Origin of the sequence: Subtercola boreus (assembly GCF_003399635.1) — a bacterium.
Classification (GTDB): domain Bacteria; phylum Actinomycetota; class Actinomycetes; order Actinomycetales; family Microbacteriaceae; genus Subtercola; species Subtercola boreus_B.
On record NZ_NBXB01000039.1, the window covers coordinates 13162 to 33845 of the forward strand.

The window sequence follows — 20684 nt, forward strand, 5'->3', positions numbered from 1 at the left end:
ACTCGCCCGTGGGCCGTCTCATCCATCTTGTCCTTCGCCGAGGCGAGCACCGGGATTGAGCTGGTCGGAGCCCGACATGAGGCTGTACGACTCGCCGACCTCTAGTGATTCGATGACCGGGAGCGTGAGGAGAGCATCGACGAGGGTGCGGGGGCCGGCGACGATCGTGGAGTCCCAGTCGATCTCGGAGGCCACCAACCAGGCGTGGTCCGCCGGCCAGATGAGCTGGGGCATGGGGCCCTCGAACGGCTCCCGCCAGGCGATCCCGGCCCGCCACGGCCAGTCCGGATCAGCGAGTTCGCCGAGGGATCCGGCCCGGAGCACGTAATCCCTGCCCGGCAGGGCGAGCGTAGCGCCGACGTCGAGATCGGGGATTCCCCAACCGTTCCACACGCCGACAGTGATCCGGTCGGCCGCCGTGGTCGCTGCGGCGAGCGCCGGCACGAGTGCGGCGAGCAGGCGGGGCGCGAGACGCCCGGTCGGCGGGGGCGACAGTCGTACGGAACCATCCGGGCCGTCGACGCGGAGCTCGCCGGAGCCGCCGGAGCTGTCGGGGAGTGGGTCGGTGAGTGCCGTCCACTGCACGAGCGGGTGGACCGTCCCACCGGTGCGTGACGCGACCTGCCGCCAGGTCCAGTCGGCCGAACGCGCGGCCGCCCCAGAAGCGTCTGTGCCGTCGATGTCGCCGTCGGTGTCGACGGGAACCGGATGCAGCACCCGCAGGTATGCCTCGAACCCTGTGCCGGCGACCCCACCCACGGTGCCCCACCGGCCGAGCCGCGCGCGCAGCCAGCCCCCGCGTTCGGTCTCGTCGGTCGGTGTCATGCACCCATTGTGCACCCGCTCCGTACCCGGGAGGAGGGTGGAGGATTCAGGAAATCGAACCTGACAGGGCACCCCGATAGGTGCATCCCCCTCATCGCAGACAGCGCCGCGATCGGATGCTCAGAATAGCATTCCTGCTGATCGGTTCGTCTACTGCCGCAGTCGCCGGTACACGGCCAGATTGGTGGCGGCATTCAGCGTGAGGATCAGCGAGATCACCAGCGACCCCCACTCCCCGCGTGTCGCCGAGAAGATGCCGTAGGCCAGCGCGACCGGCAGCAGCACGCCACTGGCGACGAGGAGCACGCGCCGGATCCGCAACCGCTTGGCGAGGTCGGGTCGCACATTCGGCGGCCACGGTTCATCCCAGTCGCGCCGCACGAGCCAGACGCAGCCGATCGCCACCAGCAGCGTGGCGGGCACGAGCACGATCGCTCCGAGGATACTCACGGGCGGCGTGGCGATCATCCCTCCCCCGCAGACGGCGAGAACCATCCCGATGACGACGGCGACGACTCCGGCCGTGCGAGGTGTGACCTTCCGGAGCATCCCCGCCCCCCTTCAGGTCGACATTCGCCGCGCATCCCGTCGGCACTCCGACTCTACGGATACCGGCTCTCGGCGCAAGGGGTTTCACTGCTGCATGAGGATGCCCGGCAGCCCGGTGACCACGATCACCGACTGCTCGGGGTCGGGCGCGCACTCGGCCACACCCTCGGTCTCGGCCCACAGCTCCTTCGCCTGGATCGAGGTGGCGATCATAGTCAGTGGTGCGTCGAGGACGATGCTGCCGTTCAGCAGTACGACCCGTGAGCTCGCGGGCGCACCGACCGTTGTGCCCCGCGGCCAGAGGAGGGGCGCCGTCATCCCCGTGTCGGAATCTGTGAAGGCAATGGAGCCGTCTGCGCTGACGACGGCGCCGCTCATCGACCGCGCGGGCGCGAGCGCCACGAAGTCTCCCGACAGGAGGGAGGGTGCGTGCAACGCGGGCACGACGCCGAGAGTGGGAGGGGCCGCCGACTCACCTGAGGCACAGGCGGTGGTGGCTGCAAGGCAGAGGGTGGCGACGATCGCTGCGCCGGCAATCCGCATCGCCACGGTCCGGCCTGCGGAGCCAGATCGAAGCAGGCTCTGCTCATCCACTGCAGTGCCCCTCACCGTGACGTGCGCCACAGAATGCCCATGGCTCTTCGACTCTCCGGTCGTAAGGGTAGCGCGCGGGGGTCACTGCTGCATGAGGATGCCCGGCAGCCCGGTGACCACGATCACCGACTGCTCGGGGTCGGGCGCGCACTCGGCCACACCCTCGGTCTCGGCCCACAGCTCCTTCGCCTGGATGCGCACGCCCAGCATGGTGAGGGGAGCATCCATATCGACACTGCCATTGTCGAGCACCATAGTCTGCGCGCCGGGACCGACGTGTGAGCCGAGCGGCCAGAGCACTGGGGCAGTGGACTTCGTCGCCGAGTCCGTGAACGCGATGCACCCGCCAGCGCTGCCCATTGTTCCCGTCAGCGACTCGACCGCGCCGCGTGGCACAAAGAGCCCGGTGAGCAAGGACGGCACATCCGGTGTGACTGCGGTACTGGGAGTGGGGTTCGGTGTCAGTTCACTCGAGGTGCAGGCGGAAGCGACCATCAGGCAAGCAGCGCCGACGAGGACAGCCCCGGACATCCGCGTCCTCACGGTCCTGTCCACAGCGCGAGAGTGAATCTGGAACTCCCAGAGGCCGCCTTTGTCACCGCATGTCGGACGGATCGGATTCGACCTCCAGCCGCTTGTTTCCGGGGAGATCGAGCTGCGCTGAAATGGAGCTCTGCAGATACGCGTCGTCCGGGGGCGCTGAAGAGCGGTACTTCACGTGGAAGTTGCCGTCGGCACCGTCGTAGTAGGTGTTGAGCTCCGCTTCGGGCCCAAGGGCCGCTTTGGCCAGGCTGTAGACCTGGGCGGCCGTCTCCGACACGCTCTTCTCGGTGTACCCGATATTCTCAGTCACGCGCACTCCGCCGAGTCTCCCCAGTTGATCTAGCGCCTCGACGGGTGCGGCACCAGCGAAGCTGACTGTTCCGGTGGTGAGATCGTCACCGACGACCACTTCGGCAAGATCGTCGGGGTAGCCCTGCCTGATCACATCAGCCGCGGCCAGAAAGTCGTTCTGCCAGGTTCCGTACGCCGGGTCATCCGACGGCATTCGCGCAGCGGGCGCAGACGTCGGCTGAATTTCAGGCAGACGGAGTACGTCAGCAGACGAAGCGGCCGGGCCGACCTCCGTCGAACCCGCTTGTGAAGCCTGCGGGAACGACAGGGCCACGAGCAGGACGAGCGCTCCCGTCATCATCGCGGAGACCTTCGTACTTCGACGCATGCATTCCTCCAGAGAGCCGTTCGTCCGAGGTTAGACCCCTCTGGGGGTCTATGCGAGGTTTACTCATTAAAGACCCCATGATGCCGCCCATCGTCGGGCGGGCCCTCAGGGGCATCTCGGCTATCGTGGGAGAGTGCCCGACTGGTTCACGGATGCCCTGGCCGACGTTGCCCGCGTCGACACCGTGCCCGTCGACGGCGCCGAGGTCTCGTACCGCACCTGGGGCACCTCTTCCCCCGGCGTTCCAGACCTGCTGCTCGTGCACGGGGGCGCCGCGAACGCGCGCTGGTGGGACCACCTCGCACCGACCCTCGCCAACCCCCGCCGTGTCGTCGCCATCGACCTTTCGGGCCACGGTGACAGCGATCACCGGCCGGGGTATTCCCTCGACGGCTGGGCCGATGAGATCGCGGCGGTGATCACGGCGGCAGAGCTGGGCAGCCCTCCCGTCGTGATCGGGCACAGCATGGGCGGCCTGGCCACGACGATCCTCGCGCGCCGGGGCACACCCGCCCTCACCGGCGTGATCATCGTCGACTCGCCGATCGAACCCACCGGCACGCGGCCGCGGCCGCGGCCCGAATCTGACCCGGCTTTGTTCGGGCGTGCGCGCGTCTACGCGACGAAGGAGGAGGCGGTCACGCGCTTCCGGCCCGTGCCGGCGCAGCCGTCGATCGACTACATCGCGCGCCACATCGCCGAGCACTCCGTCACAGAGGTTCCGGGCGGCTGGGGCTGGAAGTTCGACCCCGCGTTACTGAAGCTGGCGGGAGACTCGCCGCGCACCCTGGACGGCCTGGCCTGCCCCGTCGTCATGATCTTCGGCGAGCACGGCCTGCTCTCACCCGCCGCCCGCGTCGCCCTCGCCGCGTCCGACGAGGTCGTTGTGATCGAGATACCGGATGCCGGCCACGCGATCATGCTCGATGAGCCCCTCGCCCTGCTCGCCACCATCCGGAGCACCCTCGACCGCTGGCAGGCCTGACGTCCGCCGCGGCTCGAAGATCGGTTCGGTCATGACCCGATGTTCTCCCGCCGGCCACCTCGCCGTCGACGGGCCTGTGTACACTCGCGCATCGTGACCCCCTCTGAGAGCCTCGACACCACGCACTCCCCGGCCCCCGACCTCGACGACGTGTTCGGTTTCACCGTGATCGACGTCGACGACGACGATCCGGTTCTGCTGAACCGTGACGGCGCCTCCGTCGACACCTGGCGCGAGGGTTACCCCTACGACGAGCGCATGGACCGCGACGAGTACGAGGCCCGCAAACGCCTGCTGCAGATCGAGCTGCTGAAGTTGCAGAACTGGATCAAGGCCGAGGGTCGCCGGCTCGTCATCGTGTTCGAGGGGCGGGATGCCGCGGGCAAGGGCGGCACGATCAAGCGGTTCACCGAGCATCTGAACCCGCGGGGGGCCCGCACCGTTGCGCTGGAGAAGCCGAGCGAGCGCGAGCAGACCCAGTGGTACTTCCAGCGCTACGTCAAGCACCTTCCGGCCGCCGGTGAGATGGTGCTGTTCGACCGCTCCTGGTACAACCGGGCGGGCGTCGAGCGCGTCATGGGCTTCTGCACCGATGCGCAGTACGAGGAGTTCATGCGGCAGGCCCCTGCGTTCGAACGGATGCTCGTGGGCGACGGCGTCGACCTCGTGAAATTTTGGTTCTCGGTGTCGGCCGACGAGCAGCGCACCCGCTTCGCGATCCGCCAGGTCGACCCCGTGCGGCAGTGGAAACTCTCGCCGATGGACATCGCGTCGCTCGACAAGTGGGGCACCTACACCGAGGCCAAGGAGGCGATGTTCGAGCGGACCGACACCGCCGACGCCCCGTGGACGGTCGTGAAGAGCAACGACAAGAAGCGCGCCCGGCTGGAGGCGATGCGCCACGTGCTGAACCTCTTCGACTACGCGAACAAGGACGTCGAGCTCGTGGGCGCCCCCGACGCGAAGATCGTCGGTCCGGCATCCGAGGTCTACGAACGCGGCGAGAACGCCCGCCCTCGCCCCTGACCCCGCCCCCTCCTCCCCGTTCTGTGCGATTCAAGTGCTCCGGATTTGGAACACTTGGGCGTAGTGTTGCATACATGGATTATTTCGTCACCCAGCTGCTCGAAACGTCGGGTTTGACTGCCGTCGCTCTCGCAGCGCGGTCCGGGGTGTCCCGGTCGACCCTCTTCCGGATCGACCGGGGTCAGACGGACTCTCGCACCGAGACTCTTCGAGAGTTGGCCATCGCAGCTGGCTTCGATCTAACGGTGGCGACCCGACCACTCTCCGATCCTGACGCCGGTCGCGCCGCCCGCGTACTCCTGGATGGCCGCTACGATCTCCCGCCCGATCAGTCCGTCACACAGTGGATTCACCGCCTCGGCCGCCTGGCCGGGATCGATCCTGTCGACATCGTCCGAGTTGCCGGGGTGAGTTCGAGTCTGATCAAGCGCACCGGAGCCGTCTTCCTGACCGGGGAGGCCGACGACCTCAAACTCGCGGCTGCTGGCGAGAACTCGGGCAAGGCGTGGATCCTCTCCGGGCGAGGTGCTCTCGAACAGATCTCGAGCGACCAACAACCGCTGCCGGGCACAGCCCGCGTCCTCTATGCCGAGGATGTACACCGGGTCGTTCGATCCCTCGACCACCTGGTACAGGGCCGTCCCGAGAGGGCAGATGTCATCGTCGCGCCCTTGACGGACGATCTGGGCATCGACGCACTCGTCGCAGGTCGCCTTCGTTACGTTGCACCGATTCAGGCACTGATCGATGGGTTCGGACTGGGCGGTAGTGCTGCGAATGTCGCGGCCGACATAGCGGGGAGTTGGTGAACCGTGTCTGAGTCGAACCGAGGGTGGGCAAACGGGGCCGAGCAGTACGCAGCCAAGAACACAGGCCGCAAGGTGACAGTCGGTACGTCAGCTGGAACTTCTGCCGACAGAGCAGAGCAGGTCGAACAGACCGGCATCAGCTGGAGGAGCGAGGCGATCGACTTCTCGCTGCTTGGCCCGTCGACGACGAGCCGGGTGCGCGCTCGATTCCGCTCCGCGCTGCCCGAGTACATCTGGGATGCGGCGGCGCTCGAAGGCAACCCCTACACGCTGCCCGAGGTGCAGACGCTGTTGGAGGGCGTCACGGTGAGCGGCCACCGGATCGAGGACCAGGACCAGATCCTCGCCCTCAATGACGCCTACAACGAACTCGACGACCTGGTGAAGTCAGGTTCTTTCAGACTCGACAAGCCGACCAGCGACCACATCCACGGACTCGTCGCGGTTCACGAAGCAATCGAATCGGGCCACTTCCGCGGCGAGGGACAGGTCGGGGGCGGGGGGCTGGTCGGCCTCGGCGAACTCGGTCGATATCAGGCGTCTGATCCTGGATCGAGCGGCAGCACTCTCCGCGAAGAGAACGTGCAGCTGCTCGCCTATCTGGGGCAGCTCGACGATCCTCGGGAGCAGGCGATCGCCTACTTCTGCGCCGCGACACGGCGCCAGTTCTACTTCGACGGCAACAAACGTACTGCCCGCATCATGATGACGGGGCAACTCATGCTCCACGGGTTCGACGCCATCTCCATCTCAGCGAGGCGCCGGCTGGAGTTCAACGAGAAACTCCGCGAACTCTTCGACACCGCCGACGCCACGGCTCTGATGCAGTTCATCGTCGACTGCCGCCCCAGCTGACGCGTTCAGGGGGTGGTGACGCGCAGGCGGGCGACGGCGTCGAGGGAGGAGGGCTGCAGGTCGGCGAGAACCGTGAGCGCCTCGGCGGGGGTGAGCGAGCCGGTGAGCGTCACCGAGCCGCGGGGCAGTTCGACGAGGTAGTCGCCGGATGATTCGCTCCGTCGTACGGGGGCGCCGAACGCTGTGCCGACCTCCGTGCAGGTGCTGTAGGTCGCGCTCGACGGGCACGCATCGGGGTTGTGAGTCGCGCTGAAGCCGACATCGTAGTAACGGTCGCCCGAGGCGTCGGCCCCGGGGCCGGGGCTGATGTAGGAGAGCGACACTTGCACGGCCCCGTCGTACGTTGCGTAGCCGTTCGGCAGCTCGACCCCGCGGAGGTGGAAACCGGCAACCGGCGAAGCCGGCGACAACGAGGGAGCGTAGACCGGCCCGTCGTACGCGGCATTCAGCGCGGACTGGTGCTGCTGGCCGCTCAGCGCCGCCGCGCCCCCGAGGAGCAGGGCGAGGGCGAGGCCCGCGGCGCTCACGACGAGCAGCCAGCGCGGTCTGACGAGCCGGGTGGCGGCAGCGGGCAGCACCCAGAGCTGCGGGGCGAGGGCCACGGCGGCGAGGTTCGAGGGTGACGCGTCGGGCAGCGACGCGAGAAAGAGGCTGCCGAGCCCCTGACTGAAGACGAAGACGGTGAGGATGATCACCTGCACGGCCGCGAACACCAGAGTGAACCGGCCGCCGCCAGGTGAGCGGGTGCGGAGTCGTCATACGCTCGAAGCTACCCCCGCGCCGGCACGTTGTCAGTCCGCTGAACGGCGGACAGCGACCGCCGCCCTCTCATGCCTAACAGAGGGCGGACAACTCCCGGCCTCACGTCGCGTAGGGGTCGGCGATGCCGACGTAGCGGGTCTCGAGGTACTCCTCGATGCCCTCGATGCCGCCCTCCCGCCCCGTGCCCGACTGCTTCACGCCGCCGAACGGGGCCGCGGGGTTCGAGACGATGCCGGTGTTGAGTCCGAACATCCCGACCTCGAGCTCCTCTGCAAGCCGGAGCCCGCGGTTCAGGTCGCGCGTGAAGGCGTAGGCGACCAGACCGTATTCGGTGGCGTTCGCCAGCCGGATGCCCTCCTCCTCCGTCGCAAAGGTCACGATCGGAGCGACCGGCCCGAAGATCTCTTCGTTCAGGATGCGCGCCCCAGCGGGCACGTCAGTCAAGACGGTCGGCTCGTAGAAGTAGCCTGCCCCCGGCACGGCACGGCCGCCGAGCGCCAGGGTCGCTCCCGCTTCGACGGCCGACGTCACGAGTTCGTGCACCTTCTCGCGGGTGCCCTCGTCGACGAGCGGGCCGGTCTTCGACGCCGGGTCGGTTCCCCGCGCCACGGTATGGGCGGCCATCCGCTCCGTCAGCCGGCGCGAGAACTCCGCCGCGACGCCCTGCTGCACCAGGATGCGGTTGGCCGCCGTGCACGCCTCGCCGCCGTTCCGCATCTTGGCGAGCATCGCACCGTCGACCGCTTTGTCGAGGTCGGCGTCGTCGAACACCAGCAGCGGAGCGTTGCCGCCAAGCTCCATCGACACCCGGAGCACCTGGTGCGCAGCATCCGCGATGAGCCTGCGGCCCACCTCGGTCGACCCGGTGAAGGAGAGCTTGCGCAGCCGGGCATCCTGGATCAGGGGGCCGGTCACGGCACCGGCGGAGGTCGTCTGGATGACGTTCAGCACGCCGGCGGGCAGCCCGGCTTCGGCGAGCACCTGTGTGAACAACAGCGCCGTGAGCGGCGTGAGCGCCGCCGGCTTCAGCACCATGGTGCAACCCGCCGCGATGGCCGGGGCGATCTTGCGGGTGGCCATCGCGAGCGGAAAGTTCCACGGCGTGATGAAGAGGCTCGGCCCGACCGGCCGCTTCATGACGAGCAGGCGGCTGTTGCCATCCGGGGCCATCGCGAAACGGCCCGCGATGCGCGCGGTCTCCTCGGAGAACCAGCGGAGGAATTCGGCGCCGTAGGCCACTTCGCCGCGGGCCTCGGCGAGCGGCTTGCCCATTTCGAGCGTCATCAGCAGGGCGAAGTCGTCGGCGCGCTCCGTCACGGCCTCGAAGGCGCGGCGGAGGATCTCGGCGCGTTCACGTGGCGCCGTGCGACCCCACGCTCGCTGGGCGTCGGCGGCAGCACCCAGAGCCGCGGCGCCGTCGGCCGGCGTCGCGCTGGCGATCGACGTGAGCACGAGCCCAGTCGACGGGTCGAGAACGTCGAAGGTGCCGCCGTCGCTCGCGGCGCGCCACTCGCCGCCGATGAACAGCCCGGTGGGCAGGGAGTCGATGAGGCGCCGTTCGTCGTCGGGAGTGGGAGTGGATGTCACGAGTGCGCGGCTCACAGGGAGGCCTCCAGAATGGCGACGATGTCGTCGGCGCCGGGTTGCTGCGGGTTGTTGATGGTCACGGCGTCGGCCAGTGCGTCGGCGGCGAGCGACGGGAGATCGGCGGCGGTGACGCCGAACGACGAGAGGGTGGCGGTCATGCCGACCCGGCGGGCGAGGGCGGCGACGGCGGTGATCGCCGCTTCCGCATTCTCTGCATCGGATGCGCGGCTGTCGCCGGCCCCGAGCGCGAACGCCACCCGGGCGAGGCGTTCGCCCCGCACGCTGAGGTTGTAGCGCAGCACCCGCTCGATCACGAGGCAGAGCGCGAGGCCGTGCGGGATGTCGAACCGGCCGCCGAGGGGATGCGCGATGCCGTGCACGAGGCCGAGGCCGGTGTGCGAGAACCCGACGCCGGCGATGTGCGAGGCCAGCAGCAGTTGGGAGCGCGCTTCGATGTCGCTGCCGTCGTCCACGGCGCGCGGCAGGTAGTCGGCGACGGTCGAGATCACCTGGAGCGCGATGCCGTCGCTGTAGGGGTTCGGCCGAAGCGACAGGTAGGACTCAAGTGCGTGGGTGAGGGCATCCATCCCGGTGGCGGCGGTGGCTTTCGGGGGCAGCCCGACAGTCAGATCGGGGTCGAGCACTGCGGCGCGGGCGAGCGCGCTGTTCGAGCCGACGTAGAACTTGCGGTGCTCGGTGACGTCGGTGACCACGCCGAACGCATTCACCTCGGCGCCGGTTCCTGCTGTCGTGGGAACGGCGATGATCGGCAGAGCCTCGTTGGTGAACTCGTTGCGGTAGTCGAGATCTATGCCTCGGTTGGCATTCACTGCTCCAAGCGATATGCCTTTGGCGGCATCCATCGACGAGCCGCCACCGACGGCCACGAGAGCTTCGACATTCGCGTCGCGCGCGACATCGCTTCCCTCGTCGACGCACGTCGTCGTCGGGTTCGGTGTCACTCCCCCGTAGACGGTGACCGCGATGCCGGCTGCTTCGAGCGAGTCACGCACTGCGGCGACGACGGGCGAGGCCGCCAGGAACGCGTCGGTCACGATGAGGGCGCTCGACGCGCCGGTCGCCGCCGTGACGGCTCCGACCTCGGAGACCCGGCCGCGCCCGAACCGCGCGAACGGCTTCGGGTCGAGGTCGAGCGGCATGTCGCTGAGAGCGACGTTCTGAGGTGGCAGGATGCTCATGCGTGCACCGCCACTTCGCGGCGCAGCTCCGACCCGGCGAGGTCTTCGTAGAGCTTGAAGGGCGTCATCTCGCCGGCGAGGTCGCCGTACTGCGCTTTGGCTCGTCGGTAGATCTGTTCGACGAGCCCCGAGAGTTCTGCCGGCACCCCCACCGACCGGGCCAGGTCGATGGAGAGCCCGAGGTCTTTGCACGCCAGGGCGATGGCGAAGCCCTCGTCGTAGTCGCCGTGATCGAGGATGCTGAGCACATCGTTCTCGACGAAGTTGCTGTTCGCCGGGCTCGCCACCAGGGACTTCCGCAGCACCTCCAAGTCGACACCCGCCTTCACCCCGATGGCCAGTACTTCGGCTGTGGCGACGAGGTGCGAGAACCAGAGCTGGTTGATCATCAGCTTGACGGCGTAACCCGTGCCCGCCGCCCCGACGTGCAGGATGCGCTCGGGGTCTCCCATGGCCTCGAAGACCGGGCGGAGGCGCTCGACGTCGGCTGCCTCACCACCCACGAAGATCTGCAGCATGCCGTTGGCAGCGCCCACCGACATCCCGGAGACGGGGGCGTCGAGGATGTGGAGCCCTCGGTGAGCGTTGTCCGCCCGCACCCGGTTGGCGACGTCGGGTACCGAGGTCGACATGTCGATCCAGGTACCGCCGTCGGCGATACCGGCGAGGATGCCCGTTGCACCGTTCACGACGGCGTCGACGTGGCGCGGGGTGGGCAGCATCGTGATGACCACGTCACTCGCCGCGGCGACCTCCGCGGGAGTCGCCGCCCAGATCGCGCCGCCGGCGATCAGCTCGGCCGCGGCCTCCCGGCGGATGTCGTTCACCACGAGCGGGAAGCCCGCCGCCTGCAGGTTGCGGGTCATGCCCGAGCCCATGTTTCCGAGGCCGATGAAGCCGACCGTGGTCGGCTGGGTGTTCGTCATTTCAGTCACTTTCTGGAGAGTGGTCAGTAGTTCGAACCCGGAGCGATGTCGATCCAGGTGGTCTTCAGCGAGGTGTAGCTGTCGAAGGCGTGCAGCGAGCGGTCGCGGCCCGCGCCGGACTGCTTCACCCCGCCGAACGGGGTGATGACGTCGGCCACGTCGAAGGTGTTGACCCAGACGGTGCCGGCGCGCAGGTCCCGCGCCACGCGGTGGGCCGTCCGCAGGTCGCTCGTCCAGACGCTGGCGGCCAGGCCGTAGGCGCTCTCGTTGGCGACTCGCACACCCTCGGCCGCGCCATCCACGACCGAGACCGAGAGCGCAGGCCCGAAGATCTCCTCCTGGCCGATGCGTCCGGTGTTGTCGACGTTGTCGTAGACCGTGGGCTCGACGTAGTAGCCGTCTTCGAGGCCGACCGGCCGCACCTGGGAGCCGCCGTTCACCGTGACACCCTCCGATCGGGCCACCTCTGTGTAGGAGAGGACCCGATCCAGCTGCACACTGCTCGCGATCGTGCCGAGCTGGGTGCTCTCGTCGAACGGGTCGCCGTGCACGAGCGAGGAGCCCACGGCGATGATCTTCTCGACAAGCTCGTCGTGCACCCGGGCATCCACCACCAGACGGCTGCCGCCGTGGCAGGTCTGGCCGGCGTTGTAGAAGATGCCCCAGGCCACGGCCGAGGCGCAGGCGTCGAGATCTTCGACGTCGGCGAGCACCAGTTGCGCCGACTTGCCGCCGAGTTCGAGCGACACCTGCTTGCCGTTGGACTCCCCCGCGTAGCTGAGGAAGCCGCGGCCGACGGCGGGCGACCCCGTGAAGGCGATCTTGTCGACCAGGGGATGTCTCCCGAGCGCCTGCCCCGCCACCCGCCCAAGACCGGGCACGACCTGCAGCACGCCTGCCGGAAGCCCTGCTTCGGCGGCCAGCTCCGCAAGCTTCAATACCGACAGGCTGGTCAGCTCGGCGGGCTTCAGCACGACCGAGTTGCCGGCCGCGAGCGCCGGCGCGATCTTCCACGCCGTGATGATCAGCGGATAGTTCCACGGCACGACCGCCCCGATTACCCCGAGCGGTTCGCGGCTGATGAGGGCGAGCGCGTTCTCGGGAGTGGGCGCGATCTCGTCGTAGACCTTGTCGAGCGCTTCGGCGTACCAGCGCACCGTGCGGGCGGCGTTCGGCACGTCGACGTTCAGTGAGTCGGAGATCGGATGCCCGGAGTCGAGCGACTCGAGGAGCGCCAGTTCCTCGCGGTTCTCGAGCATCAGGTCTGCCAGCCGAAGCAGCACGGCCTGCCGGGTGCGCCGGTCGGCGCGCGACCAGACCCCGCTCTCGAAGGCGGTGGCCGCACCGCGCACGGCCCGGTCGACATCCTCCTCGTTCGCTGAGCTGACGGCTGCGAACACCTTTCCGTCGCGGGGCGTGATCGTGTCGAAGGTACCGCCGTCGCTCGAGGGGCGGAACTCCCCGTCGATGAAGAGCCGGGTCTCCGGGCGCAGGGCGGCAGCAGCCGCGATCCAGTCGGTCATGATGTCTCTCTGTTGTGGCTGGGAAGGAAGAAGGGCAGGTCAGACGGCGTAGCGGGCCACGGCGGCGCGGTCGATCCTGACACCGAGCCCGGGTGCCGACGGCACGATGAGGTCGCCGTGCGAGTCGATCATCAGTGGCTCGAGGAAGAAGTCGCGCCGCTCCGGGGTCCAGCCCGGCGGGTCGAACGGGAACTCGATGTACGGACCGGCATCCACGCCCGCTGCCACATGCAGGTTGGCCAGCAGGCCGAGCCCGTTGCTCCAGGTGTGCGGGGTGAACGAGCGGTGCCGCAGGTTCGCCGACTCGGCGACCTGGCGGGCGCGGTGCATGCCGACCGCGAGGGCGACGTCGGGCTGGTAGATGTCGAAGGCATCCTGCTCGATGAGGGCCATGATCTCGGGGAGCGACCGCACCATCTCCCCCCCGGCGATCTGGATGCCCGTCTGGGCCCGCACGCGTTGCGCGCCGGCGACATCGACCTGGGGCAGCGGTTCTTCGAGCCAGAGCACGCCGAGGTCGACGAGTTCGGCGGCGACGTGCTGCACGCGGGCGAGCGGGAGCGCCGCGTCGATGTCTCCCGACATCCGCCACATCTGGTTGAGGTCGACCATCAGGTCGAAGTCGGGCCCGACCGCCTCGCGGGTGCGGCGCACCGCTTCCACTCCTTCGGCGAGCGCCGTGCGGGCGATCCGGATCTTCATCGCCTTGAAGCCGAGCTCGCGGGCGGCGAGCGCCGACTCGGCCCGGGCCTCCGGGCTCTTCAGCTCCCCCGACGAGGCGTAGGCCGGCAGCCGGTCGCGCGCCCCACCGAAGAGCACGCTGACCGGCAGGCCCGCGACCTTGCCGATGATGTCCCAGAGCGCTGCCTCGAGCGGCCAGTACCGGCCACCGTGGAAGTTGATCGTCTCGATGCGGCGCACCTGGTTCAGGATCTGCAGCGGGTCGGTGCCGATGAACAGGTCGCGGTAGGCGTCGAAGCCGTCCATCGTGTCACCCGATCCGACTCCGGTGACACCCTCGTCGGTGAAGACCTCGACGAGCGTCGCCGGGAACGACCGGCGGGGTTCCGGATCCCACGCCGCGTTGAACGGCGGATCGAGCGGCAGCACCATCCGCGTGAGGCGGATGTCGGTGATCTTCATGTGGTTCTGGCCTTCGGTGTGTAGAACGGGTTGGAGGCGGAGCCGCGGGCGGCGATGACATCGTCGGTCGACGGCAGGAGGCGCGCGCCGTTCTCGAGTGCGGTGCGCGCGGAGAGCCGGTTGTTCTCGTAGACCTGTTCGGCGTCGTCGGCGCCGGGGTTCACCCAGACCGCCGCGATGATGACGTGGCTGTCGGCCTGTTCGCGGGAGACGATGCCGTCGGCGAGCGCCTCCGCGACTCCCGCGGCGATGCCGGCCTGGGCCGGGCCCCAGATGAGAAGTCCGTGTTCATCCGAGGCCGGGGCCGACTTCGTGACGAAGAGTGTCAGCGGCTTCACGGGGAGGGAGGGCCGAAGCACCGTCACGAACGGCACGTGGCCGGCGCTCGGGGTGGCGAGGGCGGTTGCCCAAGCCACGCCGGCGGGGCCCTGGCGGTCGCCGAAGACGGTGTTGACGTGGGCTGCGTTGACGCCGTCGCCGATGAAGCTCTCGCCGAGTTGCAGACCCGAGGTCATCAGATCAGACCCTGTTCGGTCAGCCAGCTCTTCGCGATGTCGGCGGGGTCGTCACCGTCGACATCGGCCTTGGCGTTCAGCTTCTGCATCTCCTCGGTGGTGAGCTTGCTCGACACCAGCGCGACCACGTCGGCGATGCCGGGGTACTTGTCGAGGGTGCTCTGCTTGAGCGTGAAGGCGCCCTGGTAGACCGGGAAGAACGACTTGTCGTCCTGCATCACGGTGAGCCCGAGAGCCGGGATCCGGCCGTCCGTCTGGAAGACCTCGCCGAAGTTGCAGGTGTCACCCTTCGCGGTGGTCGTGTAGATGACCCCGGTGTCGAGCAGCGCGACGTTCGAGTCGGGCACGGCATCCAGACCGTAGGCCTTCTTGACTCCGGGCCACCCGTCGTCGCGGGTCGAGAACTCGCTCTCGATGCAGAACGTCTGGTCTGCGACCGGGAGCTTCGCGATGTCGCTGAGCTTGGTGACGCCGAGCTCCTTCGCCTTGTCGGAGAGGATCGCGAAGGCGTAGGTGTTGTTCAGGGGTGCCGGGTCGAGCCAGGCGATGCCATTGGCGGCGTCGGCCTTCTTGGTGGCGTCGAACTGGGCCTGTTCGCCCTGCACGGGGGTCGTGTTGTTGTTGTAGGTGATCCAGGATGTTCCGCTGTACTCCCAGTAGCCGAGGAACTGGTCGCCCACGAGGGCGGCTCGCACGTTGGCGGATCCGACGACGCTCGTGTTGGCCTTGGTGTTCGCACCGTGGGCATTGAAGAGCTGGCTGGTGATGTTCGCGAGGATGTACTGCTCGGAGAAGTCCTTCGCGCCGACGTCGCCAGAGAGACCCGCGAGCTCGTCACCCTTGCCCGAGGAGGAAGCGCCAGTGCTTCCGCCGGAGCAGGCGGTGAGGGCGAGTGCGCCGACGGCCAGGATGGCCAGCAGCCCTGTGGTTCGTTTGAGGTTCATGGTGCTCTTTCTGTGGGTGAGAGGGATGGTGAGGGTGAGAGGGATGGTGAAGGAGAGAGGGTCAGACGCCTTTCGGGCGCAACAGGTCTTCGGCGATGCTGGCGAGCCAGTCGATCAGCAGGGCGATGCAGGAGACCAGCACGGCACCGGTGATGAGAACGGGGAAGCGCTGCAGCTTCAGCCCGTTGACGATCATGTCGCCGAGGCCGCCGGCGTCGATGAACGTGGCCACCGTGGCGACCCCGACGCAGAACACCAGCGAGGTGCGGAGCCCGGCGAGGATCACCGGCACCGCGAGCGGCAGTTCGATGCGCCGCAGCACCTGTCCCGGATTCATCCCCATGCCGCGCGCCGACTCCGTGACGCTGGGGTCGATCTGGGCGAGGCCGACCATGGTGTTCCGGAGCACCGGCAGGAACGAGTACGCCACCAGGGCGATGAGTGCGGTCTGGAATCCGATCTGCCAGATGATCGCGAGCAGGATGATGAAGCCGATGGCCGGCGTCGCCTGCCCGATGTTGGCGATCGTCAGGATCGTTCCGCGAAGGAGCCGCGACGTGGTGCGACTGGCCACGATACCCGCGGGGATCGCCAGCACGGCGACCAGCGCCGACGCGATGAACGTCAGCTCGAGGTGCTCCCTGGTACGCAGCAGGATGTAGTCGGCGTTCAGCGTGCGCGCCATGATCGAGTCGATCTCGAGGGTCTGGATCCAGAGGAACAGAGCCAGCAGCACCAGCACGATGACAATCGGGGTGGCGATGCGGCGGAGGGTCCAGAACCGGGCGCGCCGAACCCCGAGCTCTGCGGGCGCGACACTCACGTCGCGCTCGATCACCGCCTCGAACGTCATGAGAGGGCTCCCGCAGCCGCGCCGCCCACGTCGTCACCGAGTTCGGCCGAGATCTGGTCGACGGTGACGGATGCCACGACCTTCCCGCTGGCGTCGGTGACCCCGATGGCCGGCAGGCCGGTCAGCACGAGCAGGTCCAGGGCATCCCGAAGCGAATCGGTCTCGGGCAGCGACGCTGTGCCCCGGGCATCCGAAGCCCTGCCGAGCAGCGCGTCGTAGAGCGGAATCAGCGCGAGACGTTTGAGCGCCGCCCCATGCCCGATGAACGAGGCGACGTAGTCGTTGGCCGGTGCCCTCAGGATGTTCGCGGGGGTGTCGAACTGCTCGATCTTCGACCGATCGCTGAGCACCGCGATGCGGTCGCCCAGCCGCACGGCCTCGTCGAAGTCGTGCGTCACGAAGATGATCGTCTTGCCGATCGACTCCTGGAGGCGCAGGAACTCCACCTGCAGCTTCTCGCGGGTGATCGGGTCGGTCGCACCGAACGGTTCGTCCATCAGCATCACGGGCGGGTCGGCGGCGAGGGCGCGTGCCACTCCAACGCGCTGCTGCTGCCCGCCCGAAAGCTGCTTCGGGTAGCGCCCCGCGAACGTCTTCGGGTCGAGCTGCACCACCGAGAGCAGCTCATCCACCCGGTTCCGGGTCTTCTCCTTCGACCAGCCGAGCAGCTTCGGCACGACCGAGATGTTCTCGGCGATCGTCATGTGCGGAAAAAGGCCGATCTGCTGGATGACGTAGCCGATGTGCCGCCGGAGCTCGTTCGGGTTCAGCGACAGCACGTCGCGCCCATCGACCGTGATCGACCCCGAGGTCGGCTCGATGATGCGGTTGATCATCTTCATCGTGGTGGTCTTGCCGCAGCCGGAGGGGCCGACGAACATGATCAGCTCGCCGGGCTCGACATCCATCGAGAAGTCCTCGACGGCCGGCACGGTCTGCTCGCCGTAGACCTTGTTCACGTTCTTCAGTTCGATGTGCGCACCGCTGGTGTTCTTCACCGTGGTGATGGTGGTCGTGGTGCGGATGGTCGCCTCTGTGGGGCGCCCGCCCAGAACGCGTGACGCGCCGGTGTCTGCTGTCGAGTCGGTCATGTCAGGCCCTCAGTCCCTTCGAGGTGGTCGTTTTCGTGATGAGTGTGAACAGGCCGTCGACGATGAGGGCCAGAACGATGACACCGAGGGTGCCGGTGAGTGCATAGTTGAGCGCGTTCTTCGAGCCGAGCGAGCTGAGGCCCTGGAAGATCATCTGGCCGAGTCCTGGGCCACCCACGTACGCGCCGATCGCCGCGATACCGATGGTGAGTTGCGCCGCGACGCGCACTCCGGTCACGATGACCGGCCAGGCCATCGGCAGCTGGATGCGCAGCAGCACCGCCCCCCGGGAGAGCCCCATGCCCGTGGCCGCCTCCATGATCGCGGGGCTCACTTCGCGGAGCCCGACCACGGTGTTCCGGATGATCGGCAGCAGCGAGTAGAGCGTGAGGCCGATCAGCGTCGGAACCCAGCCGAGCCCGAAGAGCGGGATCATCGCTGCCAGAAGCGCGAGGGAGGGGATCGTCAGGATGACGGCAGCGCTCGTGACGGCAAGCGAGCGCCCGACGGGGCTGTTCCAGACGAGGAGGCCGATGCCGACACCGATGACGGTGGCGAGCAGCAACGCCACGGCCACGACGAGCAGGTGTTGACCGATCAGCTGGAGAATGTCGTCGTAGCGCTTTCCCCAGAAGGCCAGGAGGCCCGGAAGGTCGAATCCGGTCATGAATGCACAGCTCCTCTGCTCTTCGTTGAGTGGTGACCGCCGCGAAGTCGTGGAGGTCGGTGCGACACGTCGACACTACGGGTGCGGTGTTCTTTTGCGCAACAGCAGTTGTGCATATGCCAACTGGGGGACTACAGTGGGCGAATGGATGCCGCACCCACCCCTCGCCGGAACTCCGCCGGCCTCCGTCGTGACCTCGAACTGCTCGAAGTACTCGGCTCGCCAGAGGCGGAAGAGTCGGGCGGACTCGGCGTCGTTCGCCTGGCGGAACTGGTCGGGCGCGACAAGGGGCAGGTGTCGCGTACCCTGGCGACGCTCGCCGATGCGGGTCTCGTCGCCCGCGACCCGGCCACCCTCACCTATGGACTGGGCTACCAGCTCTACGCGTTGGCGGCGCGCACCCTCGAATCCCGGCTCGTGCGGCAGGCTGTACCCTTTCTCCGCCGCGTCGTGACCGCCACCCACGAGACGGCCCACCTCTGCGTGCTCCGCGGCGACAGTGTGCTCACCCTCAGCAGCCAGCTGAGCGAGCACGCCTTCCGGGGCATCGCGTGGGAGGGCGTGAGCGTGGCCGCCTGGATGACGTCGGCCGGCCGGGTGCTGATCAGCGACTGGAGCGATGCCGACATCCGCGGCTGGTACGACCGGCACGGCAACGATCGTGCCGTGACGGGTCCAGTCGCACCTGTGGTCGCACCCCTCACCGGGCTCCCCCCCGAACCGGCGGCGGAGGGCGGCATCCCGTTGATCACCGACTTCGAGAGCCTTCTGACCGAGATCGGGCACATCCGCCGCCGGGGCTACGCGAGCGTCGATGAGGAATTCGAGATGGGGGTGGTCGGCGTCTCGGCACCGGTCTTCGATTTTCGAGGCAACATCGTCGCCGCCATCAACGTGAGCGCACCGAAGGCACGCCTCGGCCGGCACCTGGATGCCGCGGGGCGACTCGTCTCCGAGATCGCCGAGCAGCTCTCGGCCGAGCTCGGCGCCGCGCCCCGCCGGGGTTCGCGGGTCAGTGGAACTGCGGAATGATCAGATAGAGCCCGTAGAGCACCGCGGCGCCCCCGATGGCGAGGCACAGGTACCCGCCAAAGGTCGCCGCGACAGGACGCGGGCCTCGTGCTGCACTCGTCACGTGACCCTCGGATCCGGTGTCGTCTGGGGAACCGGCGGCCAGCAGGCGGAGCCCGAGAGCGTAGAACACCACGATCACCACCGCCGCCGCGAAGGAGATGAGGAAGACGATCGCGAAGGCGCCCCAGTCGACGCCGAGGAACTGGTCGGTGGCCGCTGCGATGAGGTGCGGGGCGGCGGGAACGGCTGTCTGTGCATCCGGAGTCCACATGCTCGTCAGGCCTTCTTTCCGGCGAGCTCAGCACCCGCATCGTCTGAACCGTCTGCGGCGTCGTCGCCTGTTCTGTTGACGTTCTCCTGCGTGACGGGGTGCCGCCTGGCCAGCACGAAGAAGCCGGCACCCAGCACGAGCGCCAGCACCGCGACGATGATGAGTCCGAGCGTGCTGGAGGAGGCGGCCCAGGCCGCGAGGCCTCCCACGATCGCCGCCGCCGGCAGGGTGAAGACCCAGCCGAGGGCGATCTTGCCGACAACACCCCAGTGCACGCGGGCGAGCTTCTTGCCGAGACCCGATCCGACCACCGCACCGGACGTCACCTGTGTGGTCGAGAGGGCGAAGCCCAAGTGCGAGGAGATCAGGATGGTGGCGGCCGAACTCGTCTCGGCGGCGAAACCCTGTGCGGGCTGCACATCGGTGATGCGCTTGCCCACCGTTCGCATGATCCGCCAGCCGCCGAGGTAGGTGCCGATGGCGATCGCCAGGCCGCAGGCACCGATCACCCAGAGCTGCGGGCCGGTGCCGGAATCCTGGTAGCCGGCCGCGATGAGGGTGAGCGTGATGACGCCCATCGTCTTCTGGGCGTCGTTCGTTCCGTGGGCAAGCGACACGAGGGAGGCCGAGATCGTCTGGCCGTGACGGAATCCACGGTCCGAACCGCGGGTGCGCGCCTGGCGCGTGATGCGGTAGGCGGCATAGGTGGCGACGAGCGCGACGAGCCCGGCGACGAAGGGTGAGAAGAGCGCCGGCAGCACCACTTTCGAGAGCACGACGCCGAAGTCGACCGAGTTGACGCCCGCGCCGATGATGGCGGCGCCGATGAGTCCGCCGAACAGGGCGTGCGTCGAGCTCGACGGGAGCCCCAGGTACCAGGTGCCGAGGTTCCAGAGCACCGCGCCGACCAGCCCGGCGAAGATCATGGTGGGCGTGACCTGGATCCCGCCCTCGCCCTCCTTGATGATGCCCTGCGAGATCGTCTTGGCGACCTCAGTGGAGAGGAAAGCTCCGACCAGGTTGAGCACCGCCGAGATGAGCACGGCGACCTTCGGCTTCAGGGCGCCCGTGGCGACCGAGGTGGCCATGGCATTCGCGGTGTCGTGGAAACCGTTCGTGAAGTCGAAGACGAGCGCTATGACGATGACGAGCAAGACAGTGATGAGTACGTCCATCGGATGATCCTCCAGGCGTGCGTGTGGGGTCCGGGCGTCGCGGTTCGGCGTCGGGTGGGTTTCTCAGACGAGACGTTAGAAGTGCTCGA

23 protein-coding genes are annotated in these 20684 nt (G+C 68.2%); 5 read left to right on the plus strand and 18 right to left on the minus strand.

Features of this window, described 5'->3' with window-relative positions:
* Positions 1-18: 18 nt before the first annotated feature.
* From B7R22_RS14550 to B7R22_RS14575, 5 genes are all read right to left on the minus strand, one after another.
* The gene (locus B7R22_RS14550) at positions 19-825 is read right to left on the minus strand and encodes a hypothetical protein (RefSeq protein ID WP_116412432.1); all 807 of its coding nucleotides are present in this window, start codon (positions 823-825) and stop codon (positions 19-21) included.
* Positions 826-975: 150 nt separating this feature from the next.
* Positions 976-1374, minus strand: coding sequence for a hypothetical protein (locus B7R22_RS14555; protein ID WP_116412433.1), 399 nt, complete (start codon positions 1372-1374; stop codon positions 976-978).
* Between the two features lie 84 nt (positions 1375-1458).
* On the minus strand, positions 1459-1968 hold the full coding sequence (locus tag B7R22_RS14560; protein WP_147305404.1) for a hypothetical protein: 510 nt from the start codon (positions 1966-1968) through the stop codon (positions 1459-1461).
* An 81-nt stretch (positions 1969-2049) separates the two neighbouring features.
* Complete coding sequence (locus B7R22_RS18865; protein ID WP_147305405.1) at positions 2050-2499, minus strand: hypothetical protein; 450 nt, start codon at positions 2497-2499, stop codon at positions 2050-2052.
* Between the two features lie 64 nt (positions 2500-2563).
* Complete coding sequence (locus B7R22_RS14575) at positions 2564-3190, minus strand: hypothetical protein (RefSeq protein ID WP_147305406.1); 627 nt, start codon at positions 3188-3190, stop codon at positions 2564-2566.
* A gap of 133 nt (positions 3191-3323) precedes the next feature.
* Between B7R22_RS14575 and B7R22_RS14580 the strand changes: the two genes are divergently transcribed.
* The 4 genes from B7R22_RS14580 (at position 3324) to B7R22_RS14595 (ending at position 6865) form a co-directional block, all read left to right on the plus strand.
* The gene (locus tag B7R22_RS14580; protein ID WP_116412438.1) at positions 3324-4175 is read left to right on the plus strand and encodes an alpha/beta fold hydrolase; all 852 of its coding nucleotides are present in this window, start codon (positions 3324-3326) and stop codon (positions 4173-4175) included.
* Positions 4176-4343: 168 nt separating this feature from the next.
* The gene (ppk2, locus tag B7R22_RS14585; protein WP_253259104.1) at positions 4344-5201 is read left to right on the plus strand and encodes a polyphosphate kinase 2; all 858 of its coding nucleotides are present in this window, start codon (positions 4344-4346) and stop codon (positions 5199-5201) included.
* A gap of 74 nt (positions 5202-5275) precedes the next feature.
* Positions 5276-6010 carry a helix-turn-helix domain-containing protein gene (locus B7R22_RS14590; protein WP_116412440.1) on the plus strand — a complete coding sequence of 245 codons (735 nt, stop codon included), beginning with the start codon at positions 5276-5278 and terminating at the stop codon, positions 6008-6010.
* Between the two features lie 3 nt (positions 6011-6013).
* On the plus strand, positions 6014-6865 hold the full coding sequence (locus B7R22_RS14595; protein ID WP_216363482.1) for a hypothetical protein: 852 nt from the start codon (positions 6014-6016) through the stop codon (positions 6863-6865).
* 5 nt (positions 6866-6870) lie between these two features.
* Here B7R22_RS14595 and B7R22_RS14600 read toward each other — a convergent pair whose 3' ends face one another.
* The 11 genes from B7R22_RS14600 to B7R22_RS14650 all read right to left on the minus strand — a co-directional run bounded on the left by B7R22_RS14600 (position 6871) and on the right by B7R22_RS14650 (position 18075).
* Entirely contained in the window at positions 6871-7578 is a 708-nt protein-coding gene (locus B7R22_RS14600; RefSeq protein WP_116412441.1) for a hypothetical protein, read from the minus strand.
* 148 nt (positions 7579-7726) lie between these two features.
* Positions 7727-9229: an NAD-dependent succinate-semialdehyde dehydrogenase gene (locus B7R22_RS14605; RefSeq protein WP_253259098.1), complete on the minus strand. Its 1503-nt coding sequence runs from the start codon at positions 9227-9229 to the stop codon at positions 7727-7729.
* Positions 9226-10413, minus strand: a complete 1188-nt coding sequence (locus B7R22_RS14610) for an iron-containing alcohol dehydrogenase family protein (protein WP_116412442.1) — start codon at positions 10411-10413, stop codon at positions 9226-9228. The genes B7R22_RS14605 and B7R22_RS14610 overlap by 4 nt, the downstream gene beginning before the upstream one ends.
* Entirely contained in the window at positions 10410-11396 is a 987-nt protein-coding gene (locus B7R22_RS14615; RefSeq protein ID WP_253259105.1) for an NAD(P)-dependent oxidoreductase, read from the minus strand. Before B7R22_RS14615 ends, B7R22_RS14610 begins: the two co-directional genes overlap by 4 nt.
* Positions 11363-12862: an aldehyde dehydrogenase gene (locus tag B7R22_RS14620; protein ID WP_116412444.1), complete on the minus strand. Its 1500-nt coding sequence runs from the start codon at positions 12860-12862 to the stop codon at positions 11363-11365. The genes B7R22_RS14615 and B7R22_RS14620 overlap by 34 nt, the downstream gene beginning before the upstream one ends.
* 39 nt (positions 12863-12901) lie before the next feature.
* Positions 12902-14005 (minus strand): mandelate racemase/muconate lactonizing enzyme family protein, encoded by a 1104-nt coding sequence (locus tag B7R22_RS14625; protein ID WP_116412445.1) that lies wholly within the window; start codon positions 14003-14005, stop codon positions 12902-12904.
* Positions 14002-14520 (minus strand): formaldehyde-activating enzyme, encoded by a 519-nt coding sequence (fae, locus tag B7R22_RS14630; RefSeq protein ID WP_116412446.1) that lies wholly within the window; start codon positions 14518-14520, stop codon positions 14002-14004. The genes B7R22_RS14625 and fae overlap by 4 nt, the downstream gene beginning before the upstream one ends.
* Positions 14520-15464, minus strand: a complete 945-nt coding sequence (locus B7R22_RS14635) for a glycine betaine ABC transporter substrate-binding protein (protein WP_116412447.1) — start codon at positions 15462-15464, stop codon at positions 14520-14522. The genes fae and B7R22_RS14635 overlap by 1 nt, the downstream gene beginning before the upstream one ends.
* Positions 15465-15525: 61 nt before the next feature.
* A complete protein-coding gene (locus tag B7R22_RS14640) occupies positions 15526-16317 on the minus strand; it encodes an ABC transporter permease (protein WP_116412448.1) in 792 nt (263 codons plus the stop codon).
* Positions 16314-17408: an ABC transporter ATP-binding protein gene (locus B7R22_RS14645; RefSeq protein WP_116412449.1), complete on the minus strand. Its 1095-nt coding sequence runs from the start codon at positions 17406-17408 to the stop codon at positions 16314-16316. Before B7R22_RS14645 ends, B7R22_RS14640 begins: the two co-directional genes overlap by 4 nt.
* 1 nt (position 17409) lies before the next feature.
* Positions 17410-18075, minus strand: coding sequence for an ABC transporter permease (locus B7R22_RS14650; protein WP_116412450.1), 666 nt, complete (start codon positions 18073-18075; stop codon positions 17410-17412).
* A gap of 144 nt (positions 18076-18219) precedes the next feature.
* Between B7R22_RS14650 and B7R22_RS14655 the strand changes: the two genes are divergently transcribed.
* A complete protein-coding gene (locus B7R22_RS14655; RefSeq protein WP_116412451.1) occupies positions 18220-19107 on the plus strand; it encodes an IclR family transcriptional regulator in 888 nt (295 codons plus the stop codon).
* Here the strand turns inward: B7R22_RS14655 and B7R22_RS14660 are convergent.
* Both B7R22_RS14660 and B7R22_RS14665 read right to left on the minus strand, forming a co-directional pair.
* Positions 19088-19420 carry a hypothetical protein gene (locus B7R22_RS14660; RefSeq protein WP_116412452.1) on the minus strand — a complete coding sequence of 111 codons (333 nt, stop codon included), beginning with the start codon at positions 19418-19420 and terminating at the stop codon, positions 19088-19090. The two genes, B7R22_RS14655 and B7R22_RS14660, sit on opposite strands and share 20 nt — an antisense overlap.
* 5 nt (positions 19421-19425) lie before the next feature.
* Entirely contained in the window at positions 19426-20595 is a 1170-nt protein-coding gene (locus tag B7R22_RS14665) for an inorganic phosphate transporter (RefSeq protein WP_116412453.1), read from the minus strand.
* Between the last annotated feature and the right edge of the window lie 89 nt (positions 20596-20684).